23 protein-coding genes, 1 pseudogene and 1 CRISPR repeat array are annotated in these 22,990 nt (G+C 41.7%); of the genes and pseudogenes, 10 read left to right on the top strand and 14 right to left on the bottom strand.

Annotation, left to right across the window (positions count from 1 at the left end):
• Positions 1–197 precede the first annotated feature (197 nt).
• A pseudogene (locus tag HC643_RS42625) lies at positions 198–445 on the top strand (hypothetical protein); the annotation flags it as partial.
• A 117-nt stretch (positions 446–562) separates the two neighbouring features.
• On the opposite strand, the gene HC643_RS23395 reads toward HC643_RS42625, so the two are convergent.
• The 4 genes from HC643_RS23395 to HC643_RS23380 all read right to left on the bottom strand — a co-directional run bounded on the left by HC643_RS23395 (position 563) and on the right by HC643_RS23380 (position 4,327).
• Entirely contained in the window at positions 563–826 is a 264-nt protein-coding gene (locus tag HC643_RS23395) for a hypothetical protein (RefSeq protein ID WP_038080359.1), read from the bottom strand.
• Between the two features lie 38 nt (positions 827–864).
• Positions 865–1,701: a beta/alpha barrel domain-containing protein gene (locus HC643_RS23390; protein WP_038080360.1), complete on the bottom strand. Its 837-nt coding sequence runs from the start codon at positions 1,699–1,701 to the stop codon at positions 865–867.
• A gap of 249 nt (positions 1,702–1,950) precedes the next feature.
• Positions 1,951–2,091 carry a hypothetical protein gene (locus HC643_RS23385; RefSeq protein WP_153021553.1) on the bottom strand — a complete coding sequence of 47 codons (141 nt, stop codon included), beginning with the start codon at positions 2,089–2,091 and terminating at the stop codon, positions 1,951–1,953.
• 504 nt (positions 2,092–2,595) lie between these two features.
• Positions 2,596–2,926: a CRISPR direct-repeat array (repeat unit 37 nt; unit sequence GTTTCAATCCCGTTGCCGGGAATCGCTACGTTTCAAG).
• A gap of 501 nt (positions 2,927–3,427) precedes the next feature.
• Positions 3,428–4,327, bottom strand: a complete 900-nt coding sequence (locus tag HC643_RS23380) for a LysR family transcriptional regulator (protein ID WP_038080362.1) — start codon at positions 4,325–4,327, stop codon at positions 3,428–3,430.
• Positions 4,328–4,466: 139 nt separating this feature from the next.
• On the opposite strand from HC643_RS23380, the gene HC643_RS23375 reads away from it, so the two are divergent.
• Positions 4,467–5,174, top strand: coding sequence for a type 1 glutamine amidotransferase domain-containing protein (locus HC643_RS23375; RefSeq protein WP_038080365.1), 708 nt, complete (start codon positions 4,467–4,469; stop codon positions 5,172–5,174).
• Positions 5,175–5,244: 70 nt separating this feature from the next.
• Here the strand turns inward: HC643_RS23375 and HC643_RS23370 are convergent, their stop codons facing one another.
• The 5 genes from HC643_RS23370 to HC643_RS23350 form a co-directional block, all read right to left on the bottom strand.
• Positions 5,245–5,883, bottom strand: a complete 639-nt coding sequence (locus HC643_RS23370; protein ID WP_038080367.1) for a GNAT family N-acetyltransferase — start codon at positions 5,881–5,883, stop codon at positions 5,245–5,247.
• Between the two features lie 233 nt (positions 5,884–6,116).
• Positions 6,117–6,407 carry a 4a-hydroxytetrahydrobiopterin dehydratase gene (locus tag HC643_RS23365; RefSeq protein ID WP_038080369.1) on the bottom strand — a complete coding sequence of 97 codons (291 nt, stop codon included), beginning with the start codon at positions 6,405–6,407 and terminating at the stop codon, positions 6,117–6,119.
• A 118-nt stretch (positions 6,408–6,525) separates the two neighbouring features.
• Positions 6,526–7,224, bottom strand: a complete 699-nt coding sequence (fabG, locus tag HC643_RS23360; RefSeq protein WP_038080391.1) for a 3-oxoacyl-ACP reductase FabG — start codon at positions 7,222–7,224, stop codon at positions 6,526–6,528.
• 126 nt (positions 7,225–7,350) lie between these two features.
• The gene (locus tag HC643_RS23355; protein WP_038080370.1) at positions 7,351–8,130 is read right to left on the bottom strand and encodes a Coq4 family protein; all 780 of its coding nucleotides are present in this window, start codon (positions 8,128–8,130) and stop codon (positions 7,351–7,353) included.
• Between the two features lie 491 nt (positions 8,131–8,621).
• Entirely contained in the window at positions 8,622–9,212 is a 591-nt protein-coding gene (locus tag HC643_RS23350) for a Crp/Fnr family transcriptional regulator (RefSeq protein ID WP_038080371.1), read from the bottom strand.
• Positions 9,213–9,654: 442 nt separating this feature from the next.
• Here HC643_RS23350 and HC643_RS23345 point away from each other — a divergent pair, with 442 nt between their 5' ends.
• From HC643_RS23345 to HC643_RS23335, 3 genes are all read left to right on the top strand, one after another.
• Positions 9,655–10,689, top strand: coding sequence for a helix-turn-helix transcriptional regulator (locus tag HC643_RS23345; protein ID WP_050045246.1), 1,035 nt, complete (start codon positions 9,655–9,657; stop codon positions 10,687–10,689).
• 297 nt (positions 10,690–10,986) lie between these two features.
• On the top strand, positions 10,987–13,485 hold the full coding sequence (locus HC643_RS23340) for a TonB-dependent siderophore receptor (RefSeq protein ID WP_237265932.1): 2,499 nt from the start codon (positions 10,987–10,989) through the stop codon (positions 13,483–13,485).
• Positions 13,486–13,517: 32 nt separating this feature from the next.
• The gene (locus HC643_RS23335; protein WP_038080372.1) at positions 13,518–14,687 is read left to right on the top strand and encodes a PepSY-associated TM helix domain-containing protein; all 1,170 of its coding nucleotides are present in this window, start codon (positions 13,518–13,520) and stop codon (positions 14,685–14,687) included.
• A gap of 454 nt (positions 14,688–15,141) precedes the next feature.
• Here the strand turns inward: HC643_RS23335 and HC643_RS23330 are convergent, their stop codons facing one another.
• On the bottom strand, positions 15,142–15,507 hold the full coding sequence (locus tag HC643_RS23330) for a hypothetical protein (protein ID WP_202048645.1): 366 nt from the start codon (positions 15,505–15,507) through the stop codon (positions 15,142–15,144).
• Positions 15,479–15,931: a PAS domain-containing protein gene (locus HC643_RS23325; protein WP_038080374.1), complete on the bottom strand. Its 453-nt coding sequence runs from the start codon at positions 15,929–15,931 to the stop codon at positions 15,479–15,481. Before HC643_RS23325 ends, HC643_RS23330 begins: the two co-directional genes overlap by 29 nt.
• Before the next feature lie 75 nt (positions 15,932–16,006).
• Here HC643_RS23325 and HC643_RS23320 point away from each other — a divergent pair, with 75 nt between their 5' ends.
• Together HC643_RS23320 and HC643_RS23315 are read left to right on the top strand one after the other, a co-directional pair.
• Complete coding sequence (locus HC643_RS23320) at positions 16,007–16,585, top strand: TetR/AcrR family transcriptional regulator (RefSeq protein WP_038080375.1); 579 nt, start codon at positions 16,007–16,009, stop codon at positions 16,583–16,585.
• A gap of 49 nt (positions 16,586–16,634) precedes the next feature.
• Positions 16,635–17,333 (top strand): NADPH-dependent F420 reductase, encoded by a 699-nt coding sequence (locus HC643_RS23315; protein WP_038080377.1) that lies wholly within the window; start codon positions 16,635–16,637, stop codon positions 17,331–17,333.
• A 216-nt stretch (positions 17,334–17,549) separates the two neighbouring features.
• Here the strand turns inward: HC643_RS23315 and HC643_RS23310 are convergent, their stop codons facing one another.
• Positions 17,550–17,915 carry a GNAT family N-acetyltransferase gene (locus HC643_RS23310; RefSeq protein ID WP_162002284.1) on the bottom strand — a complete coding sequence of 122 codons (366 nt, stop codon included), beginning with the start codon at positions 17,913–17,915 and terminating at the stop codon, positions 17,550–17,552.
• 609 nt (positions 17,916–18,524) lie between these two features.
• Between HC643_RS23310 and HC643_RS23305 the strand changes: the two genes are divergently transcribed.
• The 3 genes from HC643_RS23305 to HC643_RS23295 all read left to right on the top strand — a co-directional run bounded on the left by HC643_RS23305 (position 18,525) and on the right by HC643_RS23295 (position 21,286).
• Positions 18,525–19,016 (top strand): GNAT family N-acetyltransferase, encoded by a 492-nt coding sequence (locus HC643_RS23305; RefSeq protein WP_038080379.1) that lies wholly within the window; start codon positions 18,525–18,527, stop codon positions 19,014–19,016.
• 109 nt (positions 19,017–19,125) lie between these two features.
• Positions 19,126–20,499 (top strand): glycoside hydrolase family 140 protein, encoded by a 1,374-nt coding sequence (locus HC643_RS23300; protein ID WP_082051604.1) that lies wholly within the window; start codon positions 19,126–19,128, stop codon positions 20,497–20,499.
• A gap of 175 nt (positions 20,500–20,674) precedes the next feature.
• Positions 20,675–21,286, top strand: a complete 612-nt coding sequence (locus tag HC643_RS23295; RefSeq protein WP_050045248.1) for a hypothetical protein — start codon at positions 20,675–20,677, stop codon at positions 21,284–21,286.
• Positions 21,287–21,563: 277 nt separating this feature from the next.
• Here HC643_RS23295 and HC643_RS23290 read toward each other — a convergent pair whose 3' ends face one another.
• Both HC643_RS23290 and HC643_RS23285 read right to left on the bottom strand, forming a co-directional pair.
• Positions 21,564–22,025 (bottom strand): hypothetical protein, encoded by a 462-nt coding sequence (locus tag HC643_RS23290; protein WP_038109795.1) that lies wholly within the window; start codon positions 22,023–22,025, stop codon positions 21,564–21,566.
• 111 nt (positions 22,026–22,136) lie between these two features.
• On the bottom strand, positions 22,137–22,715 hold the full coding sequence (locus HC643_RS23285) for an RNA polymerase sigma factor (protein ID WP_167844738.1): 579 nt from the start codon (positions 22,713–22,715) through the stop codon (positions 22,137–22,139).
• Positions 22,716–22,990 lie beyond the last annotated feature (275 nt).

The raw sequence follows: 22,990 nt of genomic DNA, 5'->3' as shown, positions 1-22,990 counted from the left end.
TCGATATATTTAATTGAGAAAATGTATATATTTATAAATAAGAAAAATTTTTTTCAAAAGGGTTATTTTTTGCATCAAACTGGGAAATATATTAAAATGCGTAATTTCATTTCTCGGTAAGTAGAACGACCTAAAAAAACGTAAGATAGGGAGAAGACAGCAATAAAGCGATCTGACTTTTCACAGGATGTGGAGAAGATTTTGATTATCTTGAATTGATTGATTGATAACCGTTATTCACAGTTGCGACAGTATACATAAAAGTTGTTGGAGACATTTGAATTTAAAGCTATTGGAGCCAGTTTACTAGTTCTGAAAGTTTTGGATGTCATTAAATATATCAAGTGGTCGAAAGGTGCCGGAATTTGCGGACACTAGTTTTGTTAAACCTCGTTGGTTAAAACACGTTTTTAAGGGCGATATTATTGACCGTCACTACTATAAATCGAGTGTTTTTTACGATTAAAACAATACAAAATTGGGGTACTAATAAATGGTCAGGAAGCACAGCAGCTTGAAGTACTCAAACGTTGCGGTATTTTGCCTTTTCTAGATATAGTTGTTACTGCTGAAGCCGCAGGATCTGCCAAACCCATGCCTCAAATTTTTCAGTAGGGCAGACGAAGCCCGGTTTGGCGGTATAGCCCTCTTTTATCACTTTCGCAAGAGAATAATCTAGAATGCTTACAGCGTAAGACTGTGTACCAAAAATCTTGATTTCAGCCATTTTGGAACGAAAATAAACGCTCAAATATTCACCCTGTCTAGAGTTAAAAATTTGGCTTTTATTTTTCTTTTCCCAGAGTGACAGAAGAGGGATAGTCATTGAAGCTGTCTGAGAGTATGCCCCGCATACCACCCGAACTATAGCGAACCTGCCGTAAATTGACTCACCATCTCAGATGCTACTTTAAGCCATGAGCAATCGATAGAAGTGTAGTAGGTGGAATGGTTGGAGATCGCCTCCACAACCTTTGCCAAGTCAGCATTGCCAGCACGTACTCCCAATCCGTTAATGGAGCATTCAATTTGCCTAGCCCCTACATCCAAAGCCGCTAAGGAATTATCAACTGCAAGGAAGCGGTCATCATGGCAGTGGACTGCAAGAGTGCAAGAGTCAATATTGGGAACTCTATGCATCACCGTTTCAATGAGATGAGAAAATTCAATCGGTGAAGCAACCCCCAGACTGTCAGGGATTGCGATCGTTGTTGCACCGCTTTTAATAGCTGTTTCAACCGCTTTGCACAGCAGATCGGGATGGCAGCGCGTAGCGTCAAAGGCTGACCATTCTACATCCTGGCAGTAGTTCCTTGCTAAAGATACACTGCTCTGGATCGTTTCTAAGACCTCTGATGCTGTTATATTTGACTGAATACCGATGGGAGTAAACACATTAATGCGTCCTCGAACAGCAGGTTTGAGTGCCGACGCAACCGCAGCAATTTCATCTGGTTGACTACTTGCCAAACCGCAGATCGTAGAATGTTTGACCTGTTGAGACACCATGAAAATTTCATCACGGTCTTTGTGGCAGGCTCCAGGATAGCCAACCTCAATTGCGTCCACTCCCATTTCGTCAAGAATCATTGCCAAACGAATCTTTTGCTCGACTGTCAGCTTGCGTTTTAAAGCAAGTTCTCCATCTCGTAAAGTCGTATCAAAGATTGTGATTTTAATAGTTTGGCTTGCGTCATGCATGGTAGTTTAAATTACAGTTCACAGAGAATCATCAGACTTCAGAGTCAGATTGTTCTTTAATGTAGCTGCCCACGGAAAATACCTGGTTCGGAATCTTCAATCAAGGTAGCTCCAACAGTTTTTTGGTAAAACTCAATCGATTCAATTTTCTCATACTACAGCTGACACGAGCACTGACTCCAATTGACTTTGGCAACATTATGCTTTTAATGCTTACAATGCTTGTTCTGCCTAAATTACTGTTTGTCCTCATGTATAAAATACATCGCTATTTTGACTAAAAGGTGTTGAGATTTTGGCGAACTTATGGTGCGATTTTTGGGTTTCGGCAAAGTTATCTTTCCATTCTGGAAAATTTCTTGGCGATCGCGCTTCGCGTGCCGAAGGCATCGCTTAACGGAAGAATAAGCATTACAGCCCAATAGGTGGCAAGGTAATGGTTCCAGACGCGGCAATATTATCGTCCTACCGACAACTATTATCCAGCTTTTTTGCTTTAGTATTAATTTATACCTTTTTTTAGGAATTCCATAATTCTTACAGCTTTTGTACTATGGGATTTTAGTACAACAGCCCACTATCTACTCATTTATCTGTCATCAACGCTTCCGTCTTTAGGATGCTCCCAACTAGAATTGCCTCAATATTCAATGATGTAAAACTTTAAAACCATTGCTCTGCCACGCTTTTAGCTGTTTGTCATTTGATTACATACTTACTGCCATTTTGCTGCTTCCATTCTTATACTTACTGCCATCCACTGCTTCCGTGATTGTCATAATCGGCTCAAGCTTATCATCAGCATTTCAAGCTTTTTTACTGCCATCAACTGCTTCCACTTTACTGCCATCCCCTGGGTAAAGTGACAAATATTTTCAACGACTCCATCTGATTGTTTCAATCCCGTTGCCGGGAATCGCTACGTTTCAAGTTGACGGTTCTGTAGTCTCTAGAGATATTAAAGCGTAGTTTCAATCCCGTTGCCGGGAATCGCTACGTTTCAAGCGTATTCTTCGAGATGCCATCACCATTGCAAGAAGTTTCAATCCCGTTGCCGGGAATCGCTACGTTTCAAGTCTATATCTTTAGGGTCGATCATATGAGGAAAATTCAAGTTTCAATCCCGTTGCCGGGAATCGCTACGTTTCAAGTTGGTTTCATCACCTTCAATGATGTTCCAGTTATCTTGTTTCAATCCCGTTGCCGGGAATCGCTACGTTTCAAGTCCACCATCTGAAATCCTTACTGAGCAAGGACTCTACAAGCAGTTTTGGCAGATCGAAAAAATGACCTCATTTCAGGCTCACTTATTGACACAAAATATCAATAGCGCCAAATATCAAAACGCTGTAACTATTAACTTGTCTAGGTTCTGGAGATTTTGGCAGAACCCCCCAGGTTTTAGGCCTCGCTTCGGTTTGCCAAACATCAATCTAGTAACATTTTAGATGGACTGCATCCCAACGTCCAGAATTGGTTAGATATCTTCATGTTTATTGTAGCGATCGCGAAGCGCAAGCTGTACTCAGCTTATCGCTGGTCGCACAATCGTAAAGCACGTGCAGCTAAAGAATAAAAAGGAGAATCAATCAGCAACCTACTTTCTCAGCTTATACCAATTTTCTATGAAGATGCATACAATTAGCCTGCGAAGGCAGGCTTTGTTTGTATAGCCCCACATTTCCAATGTGAGGGCAATAATGTGCAACTTCACATAGAATTGGTATTAGCTATATATATTAGATGCAGATTCTAGTAAGTTCAAAAGCATTGCTGTTTGTTGTGACTGTCTTTCCGATTTTCGGTAAGCTAGCCAGATGTGATTTGTTACAGCTTTTGCTGGTTTAAGAACTAGCGTTAGACGATTTTCAGCAATCCATTCTTTGCAGAGATAGTCTGGTAAAACACTATAACCCAAACCAAGAGAAATCGCACTCCGAATGCTGCGTAAATCTGGGATTGCAAACTGTGGATTAACATTCAAGCGACGACCAAAAACCACCCGCCAAAATCGCCGAATGATTGGTAAATCCTCACTATAAGCAATCCAAGGTTGTTGGCTTAGCCACTGTTCTAGCAGTGTTAAATCAGCCTGTAAGACATCTTGAGACACTGGAACGATCGCTGTCGGTGGTCCAACTAGCCAAAAGCTTTCTTCAACTAGGAGTTGATATTCCAGTTCCGATTTTGGAATTTTTTGCGTAGCAATGACACAATCAAGATTCTTCTCCAAGAGTTGCTCAATCAATTCCTGGGTTAATCCAAATCGAATTGAAAACAGCGTTGTATCAGATAGAGATAGACATTTCAGTATGTATTCGGAGAAAAATTCTGGCGGTGTTCCCAGCCTGATGAGAAGTGGAGCATCAGCCATGGCTGACTTAGTTGGTATCGATTCCAGCGTTTCAATAGCAGCGACAGTTTGAGTATACAACCGCTTTCCCGCGTCGGTTGGTAACATCCGCCTCGGCACGCGTTGAAACAACTGCGTACCCAAGGTAGACTCCAAAGCTGCAATGTGCTGACTGACTGCAGGTTGTGTTAAATGCAACACCTGTGCTGCACCCGATACGGTTCCAACCCGATAGACCTCAATAAAGCTACGATACCATTCCAAATTTACCATAATTATATTTATGGAAAGACCCAACTTTTATAATTTGTATTTTAGATAAGTTGCTTCTAGCATGGAACTATCAGGCACATTCTTATATAAAACAAGTGTTTGCCTGGAATAGCGCGTTTTTGACTCACGGAGCCATACTATGTCTGCAAAAGTTTTAGTCGTTTTAACCAGTCATGACACATTAGGAGATACAGGCAAAGAAACCGGGTTCTACTTGCCAGAAGTGAGCCATCCAGTTGCAGTGTTCGACAAAGCAGGTTTGAGCGTTCAATACGTCAGCCCTAAAGGTGGCAAAGCTCCCATGACCGGGATTGACCTAAATGACCCGCTCAACAAAGCCTTCCTGGACAATCCAGAAAAAGTCGCACAAGTAGAAAACACACTGCGCCCCGAGCAGATCGATCCAGCCGAGTACAATGCCATCTTCTATGCAGGTGGACACGGAACTATGTGGGATTTCCCCGATAACGCCTCTCTATCCCGCATTGCGACAGCGATTTACGAGCGTGGCGGCGTGGTTGGAGCAGTGTGTCACGGTCCGGCGGGGCTTGTGAATGTCAAACTCTCTAATGGTGAGTATTTGGTTGCAGATAAAATTGTTTCCTGCTTCACCAACGAAGAAGAAGCCGCAGTGGAATTAAGTCAAGTTGTACCGTTTTTATTGGAGTCGAAGCTGATTGAACGCGGTGCAACTGTGGAGAAAGCACCCAATTTTCAAGCCAAGGTGTTCGCGAGCGATCGCCTCGTGACCGGACAAAATCCCGCATCGGCAATGGGTGTCGCTGAGCGTATGGTAGAATTGCTCGCGCAAAGTACGAGCGTTCTTTCCTCAACTGTTTCTGCTTAAGCCTCCAGAAGGATTTGTGCCTCAACCAATGCGTCGCAAGGAAGTTAAACAGCATTACTTTCAAAAAAGCTTATGGTGAGGCATCTATGATTTTGATATCATTATTTTTGATTGTGTTTGGATCGATAGAATATATGAGCGTAGGAGATCCATCCGCCTCTATTTCCTCTCGCTCAAATACCATCCCCGCTTTGATTGCAACACGCACAGATGCCAAGTTCTCCGGCGCAATGGTTGCGAGTATTCGCTTCAGCCCACATTGCTTAAGACCGTAAGCAAGCATGGGTCTTACAACTTCACTGGCAAAGCCCTGCCCCCACCAGCGTTTACCAAAGCCATAGATAATTTCTGGCTCGTTTCGTTGTGGGTCGTAAATAATTCCGCAACAGCCGATGAATTGGGAGTTTGACTTGGCTACGACCGCCGAAGCACCGAAACCTTTAGTCTGGTAGTTACGAAGCGATATCTTTATCCATTTCACACACAGTTCGTGCGTTAAAGGCGTTCCATCGCCGACCCACCGTACCACAAGAGGGTCACTATACACCGCGAACAGCGCGTCTGCGTCAGAGTGGCGCAATTGACGGACAACCAGCCGTGGTGTTTCAAACAAAATCAACCACCTACCTCCCAATTCCTCAATCCCACCCAATACCGTATCTGAACTGATGTCGATAGCAGGTTGCTGTTTGATCAGTAACTTAATCATACATTGGACTTTGGACAAATCGATCTTAAAGAATTCGCCAACAAAGTCAATTAAAAACGCGAAGATTCAAATCTTCATGTGCCATTCGATTCGTCAGCGCTCTTCAAGACGGTCTGGGGCTGAGTCGCGGGAATAGCTCAAGCACAGAACAATTAAATCGCATTTTAACTCAAAGAACTTGAGTGGTCTAAATTGAGCGATCGAAGGTTGCACGCGTATCTGTAAAGAACGTATTACTCCGCTAGCTCATTCATTTTGTGAGCCAGATGTATATCGTTCATTGTAATTCCACCTGCATCGTGAGTTGTTAAATCGACTGATATTCGGTTGTATACGTTGCACCACTCTGGATGATGTCCTATTGTTTCTGCCACCAGTGCCACACGAGTCATAAATCCAAAGGCTTCAACAAAAGATGAAAATTGAAATTGACGATGGAGTTTTCCTCGCTCAATACTCCAACCTTGCAGTTCTTGCAAAGCAAGATCGAGTTCACTCGCTGATAAAATGGATAAGGCGTTCATAGTCTAACTTTGGGTAATCAAAACGTAAAATTATAAAAATATCTCTTGTGTTAATGCTGTCTATTACACGAATATCAATTCCAGATTTGGATAATGGCATTCGTATAAAGAATTGAGTTTAGATATTGCCATACACAGGAACAACTGCTCCTCTCATATCAAGAGCGGCTTCTGAAGCTAAAAAACAGATTACCTGTGCTATAGAATCGGGTTTAACCCAAGTTGAAGCATTCTCTGTATTCATTGCATCTCGATTGGTGGGAGTATCGATTACACTAGGTAAAACGATATTAGCAGTGATGTTTGCCCCTTTCGTTTCATCAGCGATCGCCTGGGTCAGCGCAATTAATCCAGCTTTGGCAGCACAATAGGCTGCTAACTGTCCCCCTGGTTGTACGGCTCCTCGCGAACCTACTGTCACAATTCGTCCATAGCCGTTTTGAAACATCCTTCTTAAACTGTGCTTCAACACCAGGAAAGCAAGATTTAAATTCAGTTCTAGATCGGCTTTCCACTTTTCATAAGGATATTCATGGGTTTTTCCCATCGAAAACCCACCAACGAGATGAATCAAAACATCGACTCTTTCCATATCATTGACTAAATTTTTCACAGCCGATTCCTCTGATAAATTAGCTCTAACAAATTGAATACGATCTAAATCAGTTACAGGGAGAACACTTTTTAATCGCTCAACGTTTTGTGCGTTAGTATAAGGAATTGTCACGCTCGTAGGTTTGTGCGCGAGAACATTTGGCGTAACACCAAGTCCTAATCCACCCGTTCCACCAGTAACTAAAACGTGGCTATCTTTCAGAAATGCAGAAATTGTATTGCTCATTAAATTCTCCAAGCATCAAATCTTTAATTAAGGACACGCTTGATTATGAGGCGTGTCCGTCTCTATTTGCAAGATTTCCAACTTCAGCTAATTACTGTTAGTTCAAACACTAACAAGTTGAGGCTCTTGGGAGATTGAGGGCAATTCAATTGCATTTCGTAAATGAGGATAGCTATACCAACTCCAATGTCCTTCTGTAACAGGCACAATATTCAACTCTGCACGCCATTCAGCAAGAGAGCGATCTAGTCCTTCTTCAAACTTCACTGGGAACAATGGTTGTGCAAGACGCGCAATTTTTACCCCTTGAGAAATCAAGTCAAAATCATATTCTAGAGCCACATCAATACCTTGACGTTGATGCTTGTTAGAGAGGAAACCTAATAGTAATGCGACAACGTCAATAAAGGCAAAGCCTGGATAACCAATCTGACCCACAGTTACAGAAATTACACCTAATTCCCCATAGTTATCAAAACTAAAACCAGTCAAAATATGATGCAAGTCGTGGGTTTTCCGAATGCGATGAGTGATATAATCAACATCTGATTTGATTTCACGTTTGCGATAAAAATCTGGATCGTAATTAAGCGTACTTAGAACTTTTGCATAAGTCCAGCCTAGAGAATCTTTAGGCATTTGCAGCATAGTATCTAAATCAAATTCTGCTCCCAGATAACGCTCTTCTAGCATTTGTGCAGAAGCTGGATGTTGACGCACAACTTGCAAACATTTTTGCATTTGTTCGCTATCGCGTAGTGCATCTTCAATATCGAAAACATTTTCTGTGTCAGTGAGTCCGCCAACCACCATATCAACCAGTGTCAAGAGTTGATTGACGTTTTCTTGAGTTGCTAATTCGCCGATATATTTGAAACCCATGATGGCTATCTCCTTTCGTTTGCTTATTTTTGGTTGATAGCTTCATCTTAGTTTGGCTAATTGGGGTAAATCTAGAGGCTTTTCTTGATATAAATCAAATTTGATAAATATCAAAAATAGCAGTTCTTAAAAAAAATATTCAATCTTGTAAATACAATTATTATCTAATTAAATTAAAGCGAAGGCAGAAGTACGCTCGCTACTAGGGCAGAAGGCACTTAGGTGGGGATTTAAACCCGCACCGTTATTGTTGACCGCGCCTCTCGGAGATTATGGCGCTTGACTTAAACCCGTTGCTCCCGAAGATCGCGCACCCGTATCGACGGTATCAGGCAGAAGTGATAAATCCCTTCTGCCCTCTGCCCTCTGCCTTTCTTGTTAAAGCCAGTGAGTGTAATTATTTGCTGCTTATCGAATTGAGCCAAAAAGTTATCTGAATTCAAATTTTTATTTTTTGAATAATTACTGATATTTTTGCGGATCTATTAGAATTAGTTTCGTAACCGTTGACGATTACGATGTTTAGCACGAATCCGACTTAGTGTTTCTTGAGTTACACCTAAATACGATGCTAAATGTCCTAGCTTGACTCGATTGAGAATATCTGGATATTGTTGCAGTAAATGAGCGTAACGCTCTGATGCTGTTTGAGACTGCAGTGAAAAAAAATGCTCTTCTAATTGAATATAATAACTTTCGATGGATAACCGACCCAGCCTATTCCATACTGAATCTTTGTTATAAAGATATTGCAGACTGTCATAACTAATTGTTACTAATTTGCAGTCCAACATTAAAATAATACTTTCTTTACTGGGTTTTCTAGAAATAAAGCTATAAAAAGAATTAATAAAATCACCCTCAAATCTAAAACCGGAAGTTATTTCTTTATCATCTTGGTGATAATAATATCTAACTGCGCCTTCGACAAGAAAATGTAGGTGATTGCAGATATGTCCTTGTTCCAATAATATTGAATCTTTGGGAAGTTCTTGTGGTGTTGTCACCCTTTTAAGATCTTCACGTTGCTGTTCACTAAGTACAACAAGCCGATCTAGCGATTGAAACATTTTTTCGTACATTTTTTGGCCTGATTGTATTAATATGTAGGATTTGGAATTATTCTCCCTTTTTTCTGTACTTTTGCCAACCAAGAATAAATCGTGTAGTGTCTACTGTTGATAGCTTGACTGAGCATTGCTGCTGCTCAACCAAGGCTCTCAAAAGTTTTTGAAAGCTCAGCTTTCATATCCAGAGAAAGTATTTTTGTACGTTGGGATAGTGGATATGCTGATGCGGTACGGCTGAAACCATTGAGATGCTGGCTTATCGCGCTCCTGGTTGCATAATTTAGCCGACTCTCACAGATAAATATTTGGAATACCTCGTACTACACAATACTAAAAACAGCCTGCGAATGTAAAACGTTCGCAGGTTTTCTTCCATTATTTGATAATATTTCTCTATAAGACTTCAAGATTACTCAACTCAATTGGTAGATGGCTCTAGCGGCAGTAACAAAGCATGGCAAATATCTTTTCACTATCAGATTACGAACAACTTTGGCAACAAAGCAACCAAAATACGCAGTCGCAATATCCAGATCCATCAGATAGTTCGGATATTATCAACTTATGCCCCAAACAACTTGGTATAGGCCACGAACGATGGATACAATTACATGGAATGAGTTTGTTGATTATCGATGAAGAATTTCATGATGATTTGATTGTGAAAGTTCCACCCCAGGAAATCTATGTTAACGAGGTAGAATTTGGATTTCAAATATCTGGAAGTTGGAGAGATACTGTTGCTCAAAAAAACTTCTTTCAAAGCAGTGGTTTTTTGCATGAAGAAACCATTAAAGCTTCAGGCAAACAGAGAATTTTGAAAGTTGATATTCATTTAGATTCTCCTGACTTACTCAATAGTTTTATCGCCAGTCGATGCAGACAAGTTTCTCCCGACCTCAAACGCTTAATTGAGATTCCCAAACAATCTTGCTATAAAATCGGTATGACCAATACCGCTATGCAGTTAGCACTTGAGCAAATTTTAAATTGTCCCTATCAAGGTCTGACAAAACATATTTATTTAGAAGCAAAGTGTTTGGAATTGATTGCATTGAAGTTGGAACAGTTGATGCAAGCTGAAGATTCAGTAGCAACACCAATTATGCTTAAGCCCAACGACATTGACAGAATTCATTATGCTAAGGAAATTTTGATGAGTCATTTAGATAACCCACCTTCATTGCTAGAATTAGCGCGACAGGCTGGACTGAACGATTGCAAGCTCAAGCTGGGCTTTCGTCAAGTTTTTGGGACTACGGTATTTGGTTACTTGCATCAACAGCGAATGGAACAAGCACGCCAGTTGCTTCTAGAAGGTCGCATGAATGTCAAGGAAGTCGCAAGTGCTGTTGGCTACGGGAATCAAAGCTGTTTTGCCGCTGCTTTTCGCAAGCGATTTGGGGTTAATCCTAAGTCTTACCTGAAGCTCATACTACCACCTCCGACGCTCCCTAACTTAAGCAAGGGAAGGTTAAAACAGGGTTAGACAGGCTCAAATACCCCGTCCGCCCCTGCGACGGGGGAATTCTGTTAAAGCATTTAAATTACAGCAAATTGCTATCAGTTTCCGGAAAAAATCCGTTTGCCCTGCAAAAAAATCCGTTTATCAGTCAAAACAGTATTGTAAATTACAGTCATTTTCAATTACCTTATTGAAATATATTCTTAACTGGAGTGGAGAAAAAACTTTTCCTACTCTGGTATAGAGATATTTGTGTGTGAGGGGATGATGGAGAAACAAGTGCAGCTGTTCTTCGGTTTATGCTTGACCGGAGTAACAGTCATGGCTCAACCTGTTTGGGCACAGAAAGCCTATCAAACCGGGCAGATTAACCAGTCACAGTCTTTTTCTCAATTACCCACTCCCCAGTCTCTGACTCTCGTGACTGGTGTTAAGGTAAACGCAACTGATAAGGGTGTGGAAGTCATTTTAGAGACTCCTCAAGGAGACAAATTGCAAGTGCTGCCTAAAAAAGAAGGCAACACATACATTATTGATATTGCCAATGCCCAACTGCGTTTACCGAATGGCAATATGTTTCGTCAAGAAAAGCCAGTTGCAGGAATTATAGAAGTTACCGTTATCAATCAAGACGCAAATAGCATTCGAGTGAAAGCGATCGGTGAAACGAGTTTACCAACAGTTGAGTTATTTGATAGTGATGAGGGTTTAATTTTTAGCTTTACAGCAGTTGCAACATCTTCACAGACACCACCACCGGAACAACCTGCTAGTGAAAAACAGCCGGAACAACCTACCGCATCAACAGATGAACCTATTGAATTGGTGGTGACAGGTTCGCAGGATTCAGAATATAACGTTCCCGACGCTAATACTGCAACTAAAACTGATACTCCGATTTTAGAGATTCCCCAAGCTATTCAAGTCGTTCCCCGACAGGTGATTGAGGATCAACGAGTCCAAAGAATTGCAGATGCTTTACGTAATGTCAGTGGTGTAACACCAAAAATCAATTTAGTTGGCGCTGATACCTATACCATTCGCGGCTTTGATACCGACACCAACCTCAGAAATGGTTTCAGACACGATAATTTCAGCGCATATACTGACACTTCCACAATAGAAAGGGTGGAAGTTCTCAAAGGTCCTGCTTCAGTACTCTACGGTCAACTAGAACCGGGAGGTGTTGTCAACTATATCACCAAACAACCACTGGACGAACCTTATTACTCAGCCACATTTTCTGCTGGTAGCTATAGTTATTACCGACCAGAAATTGATATTTCCGGACCTATAACCCAAGACAACAGTTCTTTGTATCGCTTTATTGCTGCTTACGAAAACACTGGCGGGTTCCGAGATTTTGCTTTTAAAGAGCTTTATACTTTTGCTCCTAGCTTAAGAGTGAAGTTAAGCGATACTACCAATTTAGATTTGCAGTATGAATACGTTAACCTCAATCAGTCTTACGATCGCGGTTTAATGCCAAATAATGAATCATTAAACTTACCAATTAGTTTTAACTTTGGCGAACCAAGCGATCGCTACGATCTCTTTGCCAACCGGGTGAATGTTGCTTTGGCTCATCAGTTCAGCGATAATTGGCGATTTCGCAGTGGAGTTTCCGTACAAACTGTTGACGACTATCGTTCTAACTTTCAGCCAGTCGATCTTGAAGAAAGATTTAGCGAAGAAGATCCTTTTGTTGATAGAAGATACAACAAGGTAGATGGTTATTCTAGAGATTATGGTTGGCAAAACGACTTGGTAGGCAAATTTAAGACTGGCTCAATTGCCCATGAATTACTGTTAGGTTTTGAGTTAAGTAGAAGCGTTTATGGGTACAAATTTCTTATCAACTATGATGACGTACCTGCACTTAATTTTCTGAATCCAGTCTATGGGGCAGCAGTTCCAACCACTTTTGATGAAGGCTTTGAGCAAGAGAGAAATACAAATAGAGTAGGGCTGTACGTGCAAGATTCGGTGTCACTGCTACCCAATTTAAAGGTGTTGCTGGGTGGAAGATTTGATTTTGTCCGTTTCAGAGATGAATATAATTCTGACATTATCAATGGTGCTGAAACCGATATTACAAAGCGTTACTATGAGGTATTCTCACCACGAATCGGACTCGTTTATCAACCTCTCAAAAATCTGTCTATTTATACGAGTTATACTCGTGCTTTTAAACCAAACGAATCTGCCATAGATGCTAATGGAACGCCACTAGAGCCAGAACGCGGAACGCAGTACGAGGTGGGAGTCAAAGGTGAGTTTTTAAATGGTAAACTGACGGCAACATTAGCAGCTTATGAGATTACTAAGACTAATGTATCCACGACTGACTTGAATAATACTGACTTTTCCGTTGCTGCAGGAGAAGTGAAAAGCAGGGGTATTGAATTGGATATAGCTGGAGAGATTTTACCCGGTTGGAATGTCATAGCTTCTTTTAGCCATAACGATGCCTATGTTAGCGAGGACAATAATCTACCAGTGGGCGATCGATTGGCAAATGCACCCAGATATAGCGCTAGTTTGTGGACAACTTATGAGATTCAAAATGGCAGTTTGCAAGGGTTGGGTTTTGGCGCGGGAGTCTTTTTCGTAGGCGATCGCGAAGTTACTGTACCCAATACCATTACAATTCCTTCATACGCAAGAACTGATGCCACAATCTTTTACCGGAAAGCAAACTACCAAGTGGGACTGAGTTTTAAAAACCTCCTTGATATCAAGTACTACGATTCACAAGGTTTCCTGCTGTCTCCTGGCGCACCGTTCACAGTTTTGGGAACCGTCTCAGTCAAGTTCTAATTTGAAATCAATTGAGAGGTACCACATCCGTTATGAAATCCCGCAAATTCCGTGACATAGCTTTTATCCTGCACCGCTATCTTGGTTTAGCCGTAGGGATACTAATAGCTTTTATCGGTTTAACCGGCAGTCTTTTAGTCTTTAAGCCTGAGATGGAGCAATTTTTCATCTCCCGGCAAATTGGGCAGATAGTCCCCCAGGCGCAAATGGTTTCTATTGATACTGTGTTGGAAACAGTAAATTCTGCCTTGAAGCAAAGCAGTTTGTCTCCAGACATCCCCAATCGTTCCAATCTCAAGTTGTACTCCATTAGATTACCTGCCAATGCTAAAGCGCCCTACCAAGCAGATCTTTTTGATGCTGCTGATAAACTGACTCGCATATTCATTCATCCTTACACAAGTGAAATTATGGCTTGGAATCTAGCGGATTCCAGTATTGAACGGGTCTTTCTCTACCTTCACTACGCTCTTTTGTTAGGTAAGAACGGTCAAATTGCGGTCGGTATTGCAGGGTTATTGTTGTGTATCTTGTGCCTGACTGGGTTAATATTGTGGCCGGGTTGGCGCAAGCTAATCACCGGATTTAAAATTAAGTTAAATGCCCATCCCAAAAGAGTTAACTTTGATGTTCACAAAGTCGTCGGAGTTGTGGCAGCTATTTTTCTTTTCCTGACAGCTTTCACGGGTTTTTGTTGGAATTTTTCTGATTGGTCATATCCATTGATTTATGCCGTCACTGGCACTTCTCAACCACCCAAAATCACCTCTCAACCTAATTCCAATCTCGCTCCTTTGCAGTTATCGCAATTACTGCAAAATTCTGCTACAGTTTTTCCCAATGCTGCAACGTTCTCCATCACCATGCCCAGCGAACCTGAAGATGCAGTGTATATTCGCAAACGCCAGACTCATGAAACCACATTGTACGGGCAAAGTGGAGTGTATTTAGATAGATACAGTGGTAAAGTCTTGCATATAGATGATAGTAGAAATTTACCGCTAGGAGATAGCGTGCTAGCCGCCTTTGAACCCCTACACTACGGCACTTTTTGGGGGTTCCCATCTCGCATACTTTATGTATTTGTTGGATTGACTCCAACCCTTCTCCTTCTAACTGGTTTTATTATGTGGCAATATCGCCAGCAGGGAAAATCAGCAAAACTTACGCAACGGGATAATAAATATAAGGCTCCTATTTGATTTTGGAGATATTAGGTATAAAGTTAACACCTGTTGACACTCCCACGGCTACCAAGATTTTGCTATGCTCATCTTCTTGGCAAAAATCTGTGGGATTTTCGCTTCACAGGGATTCCAATGAATTTTCCCTCAGCGGGGAGCATCCCAAATTGGAAAAAATATTGGAGCGATTGGAAATCACGTTTATACAAACAAAGTCCACCTGGTATTGTTTTGGTAAGTCCGCGTATAGCCCTTACGGGCATAGCCTGCGGCAACGCGTAGCGTGCGCTTTGCGCTTAGGTGGACTTAGTTTGTATAGCCCCAGAATTCTATTCTGAGGGCATTTTGCTAAAACCGGATGCTCCCCCTCAGCGAGCATTTTAACCGTCTACCCGACGGCTGTACACCCTCTGTTGAGGACGACTTGCAACGTTACTTGTGCTTTACTAGAGTACGAGCTTGAACAGATTTTTTAAGCTAAGTAAGAAGACATACAAGTAGGAGTGGTTTTGGTTTGTAATTCTTTGATTTTTAATCCTTCCATATCCATATTAGGTGGATCGCTCAATCGCTGATTTCGATTAGACTTAGGAACTTCCAGAGTTAAGTAAAGGATACCCTTGTAAATCAGCTCGTAAAGCCACTCTTTATTGTTAGCTGTTGCATAATCGCTCCACTTAGGTTGACACTGACAAATATCTTGCAACAATCGATACATTTGCTCGCTAATGGGGTAAGTCGTGAAATAAGAATCATTTGGAGAGAATAGCTCGATTTGGCGTTTTCTCGTTGTAGGATTTGTCTCTAGCCTAAATTGCAAATCGGGAGATAACACCACAAAGCGATAGTTCTTGTAAGGTGACTTGTAGTGTTGCTTCTGCTTGCTTGCGTTCTTGCTTTTCGATACGAAGCTGCTCAATTCGTGTTTCTAACGCTTGATTTGCTGTTTTCAGAGCCGCTTGAGCCTGTTTGCGCTCGGTAATATTTGTTAAAGAGCCAGAAATTTCTCCCTGACTTTTGGAACGGGCTGATAATTCCAGCCAGACAATTTCTGTATTTTTATGATGAAACCTCAGTTCCCAACAAGCAAGCTCCAAGTTTGCATGCACTTGAGTCAAAAATTTCAGCCAAAGTTCGCGATCTTCAGCATAAAGATAATCATGCATTGAATGGTTCAAGCATTCTGAAGTTTCATATCCCAGAGTCCGGCTCCAGGCTTTGTTCAGATTTTCTCGATAATGATTGTCCGGAAGGCAGAGCATTGGCGATCGCATTCAATCACCACAGTGACGCATTCTGTGCTTGACATAAAACCTACCTATAGGTAGGATGGTTTTATGAAGGAAGTAGATACTAAAACACAAATTCTTGATGTAGCTCAAGATCTGATTCAGCGTCTCGGCGTGAATGGGATGAGCTATCAAGACATTAGCGAAGTTGTCGGCATTCGCAAGGCAAGTATTCATACCCATTTTCCTAAAAAAGACGATTTACTGGCGGCGCTACTTGACCGATACAACGATCGCTTCTTCAGAATTGTAGATGGTATTCTTGCTTCTAGCGATTCGTCAGAGGTAAAACTGCGGCGATATTGCGGTTTGTATGAAGCCACCCTGAGTAATGGGAGCCAAGATAAAGTATGTTTGTGTGCGATGTTAGGGGCAGAATTAGCAACCCTGAACCATCCTTCTGTAGAACGGATTCGTCAGTTCTATCAAGCAAATGAAGAAAAGCTAGCTACTCTGCTTGAGGATGGTTGTCAGGATGGTAGTTTTCGGTTTACTGGAGACATCCGAGCTATGGCAGCTTTAATCTTTGAGTTATTGGAGGGAGGAATGCTAATTGCTCGTGTTCGAGGTGGAGCAGCGCATTTCCATAGGACGATCGAGCAATTGATGCAGTTAGTCAAAGGCTAATTTTTTTTACTTACAAAACATCCAACTAGTAGGAAGCAAAAGAATCGTTATGACGACAATCGGAATTTTAGGAACTGGCAGAATGGGCGTGCGTTTGGCAGAGATGTTTGCTCGAGCAGGGCAACAAGTAATCCTAGGTTCTCGCGATCCAAACCGTTCTGCTGTAATTGTGAGTGGGTTAGGTCAAACAACCTTGTCATCTGGCAGTTATCAAGATGCAGCCGATGCCGATATTGTCTTGCCTGCGATATTTTTAAGAGATGGGATGTTGGAGACGTTGGAACCCTTGCGGAATCAGCTAGATGGCAAGGTGTATGTGGATATTTCTAACCCGTTCAACGACACTTACACCGATTTTATTTTGCCCTGGGATACAAGCGGAGCAGAACAGATTCAACACCGTTTTCCCAAAACACGAGTTGTAGGAGCGTTCAAAAATGTCTGGTGGGAAGTGTTTGATGAACCGACGTTTGGCGATACCGTCAGCGATGTATTTGTTGTCAGTGATGATGAATCCGCGAAAGCAGCGTCGATCCAAGTGGCAGAAAACACACCTTTTCGCTACATCGATGCGGGTCGCTTGAAGAACGCCCGCACGATTGAACGCATGACGTTGCTGAGTGGGGAATTAGGACAGCGCTATGGTTTCTTTCCCCGCATGAACTACAAACTGCTAGGCGAAACTTGGACACCCGGACAGCGCGATCGTGTGGCTTCATTGATTTCAGTCAGTTCCACCCTATCCTAAAACCTACTCGAGTACTCTTACCGTTCATCAAGACTTCTCTTCAGGTTAAAAAATCATCCCATTGTAAGGGCGCAAGGCCGCCGCGCCCCTATACGTTAATTTCTGATTTGGGATAATTTATTTTTTTGTGTTCCCTAAGCTTGCGGTAGCTTATTGCACAAACGATAGCAGCTAGAAAACGTAGTCCGCACAGGCGGACGATTAATTGGTGAATGGTTATTGGTCGCTTCCTCCCTTGATAAATCCCAGGATGATTGACCCTTGGCGAGAAAGTTGACTGTATATTTGTGGCAATCTATACTTGGGGATTGGTACAAAACCGAGACGCCTATAAAAATAAAGCGCTTTGGGAACGGACACAACATAAACAGGTTTATTGACGTCTTTCAAAAGAGTTTTCACCAAACAAGTCCCTAAACCTTTGTTTCGATGACTATACTTAACATACAACCTGAAAAGTTCTGAATACTGCTGGCAATTTTTAACGACTGCACAAGCTACAATTTCGCGATCGCATTCAATAACCCATGATTGTGCTAATTTAATAATTGATAAGAAGGAAAAATACCTGAAGATAACCATTGCAATACAGAGCAGACCCCATCCAATTAACAGAAATTTGAACGGTTCACCAAAATATATTAAAGATGGCAGTAAAAAAATATAAAACAAGCCTATTGCTTTAACCTCAAAATAGCATATTTGAAGGATTTTGAATGTGTCTTTACTTGTACTGGGACGAAGAGAATATCCTACTGAAAAATGGTGGTCTGAAGTCATAAAAGACCCAAGTCTAAAAATTATAATCCTTAGTTAGCATTTATAGTTGTAATTTGTCCTCAGAAATTTCTACATTTTCATTTGATAAAACATAATTACCAAACGTAATAATAAGTAGATCGACAGAAACAAATAGAAATCTTTACAAAATGTCCGCTTGTGGATATTAATTAGGTATTGTACCGAGAGCCCGATCGCTAAATGTCATATCGCTGAGGGAATGACTAATGGTTCAAGTCGTGCTGACATCAAAGCGGAAACTTCAACGCTCGAAACCGCGAGCCCTGAATACCAAACTACCCAAGATTCACGCTCGGGAATTTGAAGTATATAGATATGTACCTCTTGACAGTAGCACAAATTCATGTAAATTCATGAATACAATCTTGGTTCGACATGAAATACTAATTTATGCCATCTGATTTTAAAATTCGCACTGCCGAACCTCAAGATCGTCCGGTGTTAGTGAAACTAATGGAAATGCTTCAAGATGTTGAATCTGAATTTCATCCTAACAGACCATCAGGTTCTCAGATTGGGAATGAGCATTTTGCGTATCTTGAAGAAATTGTTAAGAAGCAAGACGGTCAGATTTACGTAGCCCAGTCCGAGGAACGCATCATTGGTTTTGTAGTCTGTTTTGTAGAAGAACTTGATGAAGGAGACTTGCACGTTGTTGAAAAGGAGCGAAAATATGGTTACATCTCCGATTTATACGTTTTGCCAACAACGCGAGCGCGGGGAGTCGGTACTGCACTGATGACAGCCGCTGAGAATTGGTTCATCGATTTAAAGTTGGAAGTTGTCAGAGTCGGTTTATTATGTAGCAATGAAAGAGCAGCGATGTTCTACCGTAAAGCAGGGTATCAACCCTATGAAATCGTTTATGAGAAGCATCTTTAAAAAGCGCCATTCTTATCAGGGGAATATAGATAGAACTTAGCCCGGTGCGATCGCAAATTTTATATTTTATACAGTAAAGAGTACGATCTGTTTTTCTTACAATACTTTGATGCGACACAAAAAACCCACTTTTTTTTATGCTACTCTCATCTCCTTGTTCTTGATCTCTGGCACGACTGCCCAGGAACTAGAACCTTTACCAGATCGCCTGATTGTGGGCAAGGATCGACGGTTTTTATACCAAAAAGAAGGAACCAAACCCTTCTTTTATCTAGGAGATACAGCTTGGGAATTATTTCACAGATTAAATCGGGAAGAAGCCGATCTTTATCTGCGAGATCGAGCGTCTAAGGGCTTTACAGTCATTCAGGCGGTGGTGCTAGCAGAAGTTGATGGGCTAAATACACCGAATCCTTACGGTGACAAACCTTTAAAGAATAACGATCCCACCCAACCTAACGAAGCTTATTTCCAGCACGTGGATTACATTGTGAACAGAGCTGCGGAGTTGGGTCTGTATATCGGTATGTTGCCTACCTGGGGAGATAAATGGAACAAAGCTTGGGGTGTGGGACCGGAAATATTTAACCCCACCAATGCTGAGGCTTATGGTAGATACCTGGGGAATCGGTATAAGGATAAACCCATTATTTGGATTTTGGGGGGCGATCGAAATCCAGATCGAGAAGAGCATCTCGCTATCATTCGTGCAATGGCAAAAGGATTGCAGACGGGACATAAAGGCAAACATTTAATGACTTTTCATCCTCAAGGGGGAAGTAGTTCATCTATATGGTTCCAGAAGGATGAATGGTTGGCTTTTAATATGTTCCAGTCAGGACATACTCAACCCAATCTGCCTAACTATGAAGCCACGCTTCAAGATTACGCGCTGAATCCACCCAAACCAGTGCTAGATGGCGAACCACGATATGAGGATCACCCAATTGGCTGGAATCCTGAGAAAGGTTGGTTTGATAATGCCGATGTCAGACAGGCTGCGTATTGGTCAATGCTATCGGGAGCGTTAGGTCACACCTACGGCAACCATAACATATGGCAAATGTGGCAGGAAGGACGCGAGCCTATCTCCTCTGCTAGAACACCGTGGCGTAAAGCATTAAAACATCCCGGTTCAACAGAAATGGGATATATGCGTCGATTATTTGAATCGAGACCCTTTAACCAGTTAGTACCCGATTCCGCGATGATTGTAGGACCAGCAGGAGATGGTGCCGATCGGATCGCAGCCGCTCGTGCGGCAAATGGTTTGTTTGCGTTCATCTACACTCCAACTGGTCAATCAATTAATGCCGATCTTCGTAAAATAACCGGCAGTGAGGTCCAAGCGTACTGGTTTAATCCGCGTACCGGGCGATCGAGGGTAATCGGCAAATTTTCAAATAAGAGCACGCAAAGGTTTCAACCTTCTACGTCGGGTCGTGGTAATGACTGGGTACTGGTATTAGACAGTGTAAATTAGATTGAGCTTACAAACAACGAAAAAATAAGTACATGAGCGTACTTATTCGCTTTCGTCTCGATTTCAGATCGACCTCTACTAGGTAGAAAAATTACATAGTTGTCATTTAAATGCACGGCAAACTGTAATTGTCAGCGACTTCAATGAAAAACATAAAGAATATATCTTATGGAGGATGACTGTGAGGTTTAATAAAGCAGGAGTGGTAATAGCAATTCCCGTTGTGGCTGGTACACTTAGTTTGATTTTCCTGAATCAGGTAAATGCCGCTCATCCATCTTATCGGGTTGCCCAGGCTGCACAACAACCCAACCAACAACCAGAAGGACAAAGGCGACCGCCTCGCCCTGATTGGAAAGCCGCTGCAGCAAAGCTTGGTGTTACCGAACAACAGTTAAAGGATGCGCTGGGAGTACCTGCCAATCCTCCAAGTCAAGCTGACCCAAATCAGCGACCACCTCGCCCCGATTGGAAAGCTGCAGCAGCAAAGCTTGGTGTCACCGAACAACAGTTAAAAGATGCGCTTGGTGTTCGACCTCACCCTCGCCCCAATTTGAAAGCAGCGTCGGCAAAGTTGGGTGTCACCGAACAACAGTTAAAGGATGCACTGGGGGTACCTGCCAATCCTCCGGATCGAGCCGCTCCAAATCAGCGTCCGCCTCGCCCCGATTTGAAAGCGGTGGCGGCGAAGTTGGGTGTCACCGAACAACAGTTAAAAGACGCACTTGGTGTTCCGCCTCATCCTCGTGGCGAAGGCGATCGCCCCGAGCCTCCTGCAAACAAATAGTTTGCGTAACATATTGCCCCTAGAGTTGCTGCTTGCGAGGGGCTTTCAAATTCATTATGTTATACCAAATCTATGTGAAGTTGCACATTATTTGCCCGCACTCTTCTAGAGTGCGGCTATACAAACAAAGCCTGCCTAAGCGCAAAGCGCACGCTACGCGATGCCGCAGGCTATGCCCGTAAGGGCTATACGCAGGCTAATTGTATGCAGCTTCATATTAAATTGGTATTAGTTAGTATCGCAAAGTTTGGAAAAATATAAGGTTGCTTGAGAAAAACTAGTACATTTTTCCTATAATTTTTTCGCTTCCATAATGCCAAGACTGGTTTTTAATCATCAATGACTCTTGTTTTATTCTCTCCTGATTTTGGCGATAAACCTCCATTAAACGGGCGCGGCTGCGGCTTATGACGGGTTTTGTGTTGTGAGAATTTAAAGAATTTAACACAAGCATTCCATTGCGCTCTGCTACTTGCAGCAGAGCTTCACTATTGTCTGAAGTATTAAAGGCTGTAGCCGGAGCGCATTCATAATGTTCGCAGAGTACTGTTTTTACAAAAGTAGGATTTTCTTGGCAAAGGTCTTCAAAAACTAGCGCATCGGTTTGAGCAATTAATCTATTTAAATATTCATCATTTGATGCCATCTCCAAAATTTCTTCCATCCTCATAGCATTTAATTCGGATAGTTCGTTACGGCTTGCCAGTAGAAAATATTCAATTGCTAAATCGAAGGACATACTGACCTCACTCAAACATCTAAAAAATTTAATTTGACCTGAAAATGGAAAATCCTGTTATTTCGTGCCATCTTGTCAAAAAAATTAACAAAATGGCACGGAATCTCGCTGTTACAATTCACTTAAAGAATCCCGCAGTTTCTCCAATATTCGTGAATACTGTTTGGATAATTTATTATGTGTTGTGCTGTTACTCGATTGCTCCCATCCCAATCGAACAAAATATGTAGCAATATCTCCATAGCTCCAATCCGCGTAGACTCTCAACCTGAAAAGAGTTCTTTGTCTCTTTTCTAACTTTTTTAGAGCTTTTGCAATTTGAGACTTTGTAAAGGCTTTGTCGAGCTTTTCATATTCTGCATTCAAATGTTCCTTCAGAGACATTCGGGCTAATCTTTGACCGCAATTCCACTCTCTTTGCCTCTTCCGAAGAGTTTCTATTAGAAAATTGATAGCAACCTTTCTAATATAGCTTTCCATATTTTGAATTTCTTTATCTTTATTGATAATTTGAGCGTATATCCGATAATAGGCTTCAGCCAGGACAGTTGTATAGTTGATTTCTGCGTTGAGATTGAATTGTTGGATACGCTTTATAATAAAGCCTCGCACACCGTAAATATCATTGGAGCTTTTATCCATAGCATTGGTAATAATGCGGCTGAGTAAATCGCTTTGGTAGCTACGCACGATTTGTTCCTCCCCTAATCCATTAATTCTTTGGGCTTGTGACCTCGCCTTGATAATATAAAGGAAGTTAGGGCTGGCATCGGACAAATCAAATTCAAATTTGAAAATATTAAAATATAGCAATTAAAGCTTTTTTATATAAAAAATGTTATTCACAAACTTTATTAAGTAATACCAATTCTATGTGAAGTTGCACATTATTGCCCTCACTCTAGAAGAGTGGGGCTATACAAACAAAGCCTGCCTTCGCAGGCTAATTGTATGCAGCTTCATAT

Source organism: Tolypothrix bouteillei VB521301 (assembly GCF_000760695.4).
Taxonomy (GTDB): Bacteria; Cyanobacteriota; Cyanobacteriia; order Cyanobacteriales; family Nostocaceae; genus Scytonema; species Scytonema bouteillei_A.
This window is presented reverse-complemented; position numbering and strand designations above follow the sequence as displayed.

Bases quoted from the DNA above. Each gene is read 5' to 3' on its own strand.
- HC643_RS23395 (WP_038080359.1), bottom strand. From the start codon at position 826: ATGACTATCCCTCTTCTGTCACTCTGGGAAAAGAAAAATAAAAGCCAA.
- HC643_RS23390 (WP_038080360.1), bottom strand. From the start codon at position 1,701: ATGCATGACGCAAGCCAAACTATTAAAATCACAATCTTTGATACGACT.
- HC643_RS23385 (WP_153021553.1), bottom strand. From the start codon at position 2,091: ATGCCTTCGGCACGCGAAGCGCGATCGCCAAGAAATTTTCCAGAATGG.
- HC643_RS23380 (WP_038080362.1), bottom strand. From the start codon at position 4,327: ATGGTAAATTTGGAATGGTATCGTAGCTTTATTGAGGTCTATCGGGTT.
- HC643_RS23375 (WP_038080365.1), top strand. From the start codon at position 4,467: ATGTCTGCAAAAGTTTTAGTCGTTTTAACCAGTCATGACACATTAGGA.
- HC643_RS23370 (WP_038080367.1), bottom strand. From the start codon at position 5,883: ATGATTAAGTTACTGATCAAACAGCAACCTGCTATCGACATCAGTTCA.
- HC643_RS23365 (WP_038080369.1), bottom strand. From the start codon at position 6,407: ATGAACGCCTTATCCATTTTATCAGCGAGTGAACTCGATCTTGCTTTG.
- HC643_RS23355 (WP_038080370.1), bottom strand. From the start codon at position 8,130: ATGGGTTTCAAATATATCGGCGAATTAGCAACTCAAGAAAACGTCAAT.
- HC643_RS23350 (WP_038080371.1), bottom strand. From the start codon at position 9,212: ATGTACGAAAAAATGTTTCAATCGCTAGATCGGCTTGTTGTACTTAGT.
- HC643_RS23345 (WP_050045246.1), top strand. From the start codon at position 9,655: ATGGCAAATATCTTTTCACTATCAGATTACGAACAACTTTGGCAACAA.
- HC643_RS23340 (WP_237265932.1), top strand. From the start codon at position 10,987: ATGGCTCAACCTGTTTGGGCACAGAAAGCCTATCAAACCGGGCAGATT.
- HC643_RS23335 (WP_038080372.1), top strand. From the start codon at position 13,518: ATGAAATCCCGCAAATTCCGTGACATAGCTTTTATCCTGCACCGCTAT.
- HC643_RS23325 (WP_038080374.1), bottom strand. From the start codon at position 15,931: ATGCTCTGCCTTCCGGACAATCATTATCGAGAAAATCTGAACAAAGCC.
- HC643_RS23320 (WP_038080375.1), top strand. From the start codon at position 16,007: ATGAAGGAAGTAGATACTAAAACACAAATTCTTGATGTAGCTCAAGAT.
- HC643_RS23315 (WP_038080377.1), top strand. From the start codon at position 16,635: ATGACGACAATCGGAATTTTAGGAACTGGCAGAATGGGCGTGCGTTTG.
- HC643_RS23310 (WP_162002284.1), bottom strand. From the start codon at position 17,915: ATGGTTATCTTCAGGTATTTTTCCTTCTTATCAATTATTAAATTAGCA.
- HC643_RS23305 (WP_038080379.1), top strand. From the start codon at position 18,525: ATGCCATCTGATTTTAAAATTCGCACTGCCGAACCTCAAGATCGTCCG.
- HC643_RS23300 (WP_082051604.1), top strand. From the start codon at position 19,126: ATGCGACACAAAAAACCCACTTTTTTTTATGCTACTCTCATCTCCTTG.
- HC643_RS23295 (WP_050045248.1), top strand. From the start codon at position 20,675: ATGACTGTGAGGTTTAATAAAGCAGGAGTGGTAATAGCAATTCCCGTT.
- HC643_RS23290 (WP_038109795.1), bottom strand. From the start codon at position 22,025: ATGTCCTTCGATTTAGCAATTGAATATTTTCTACTGGCAAGCCGTAAC.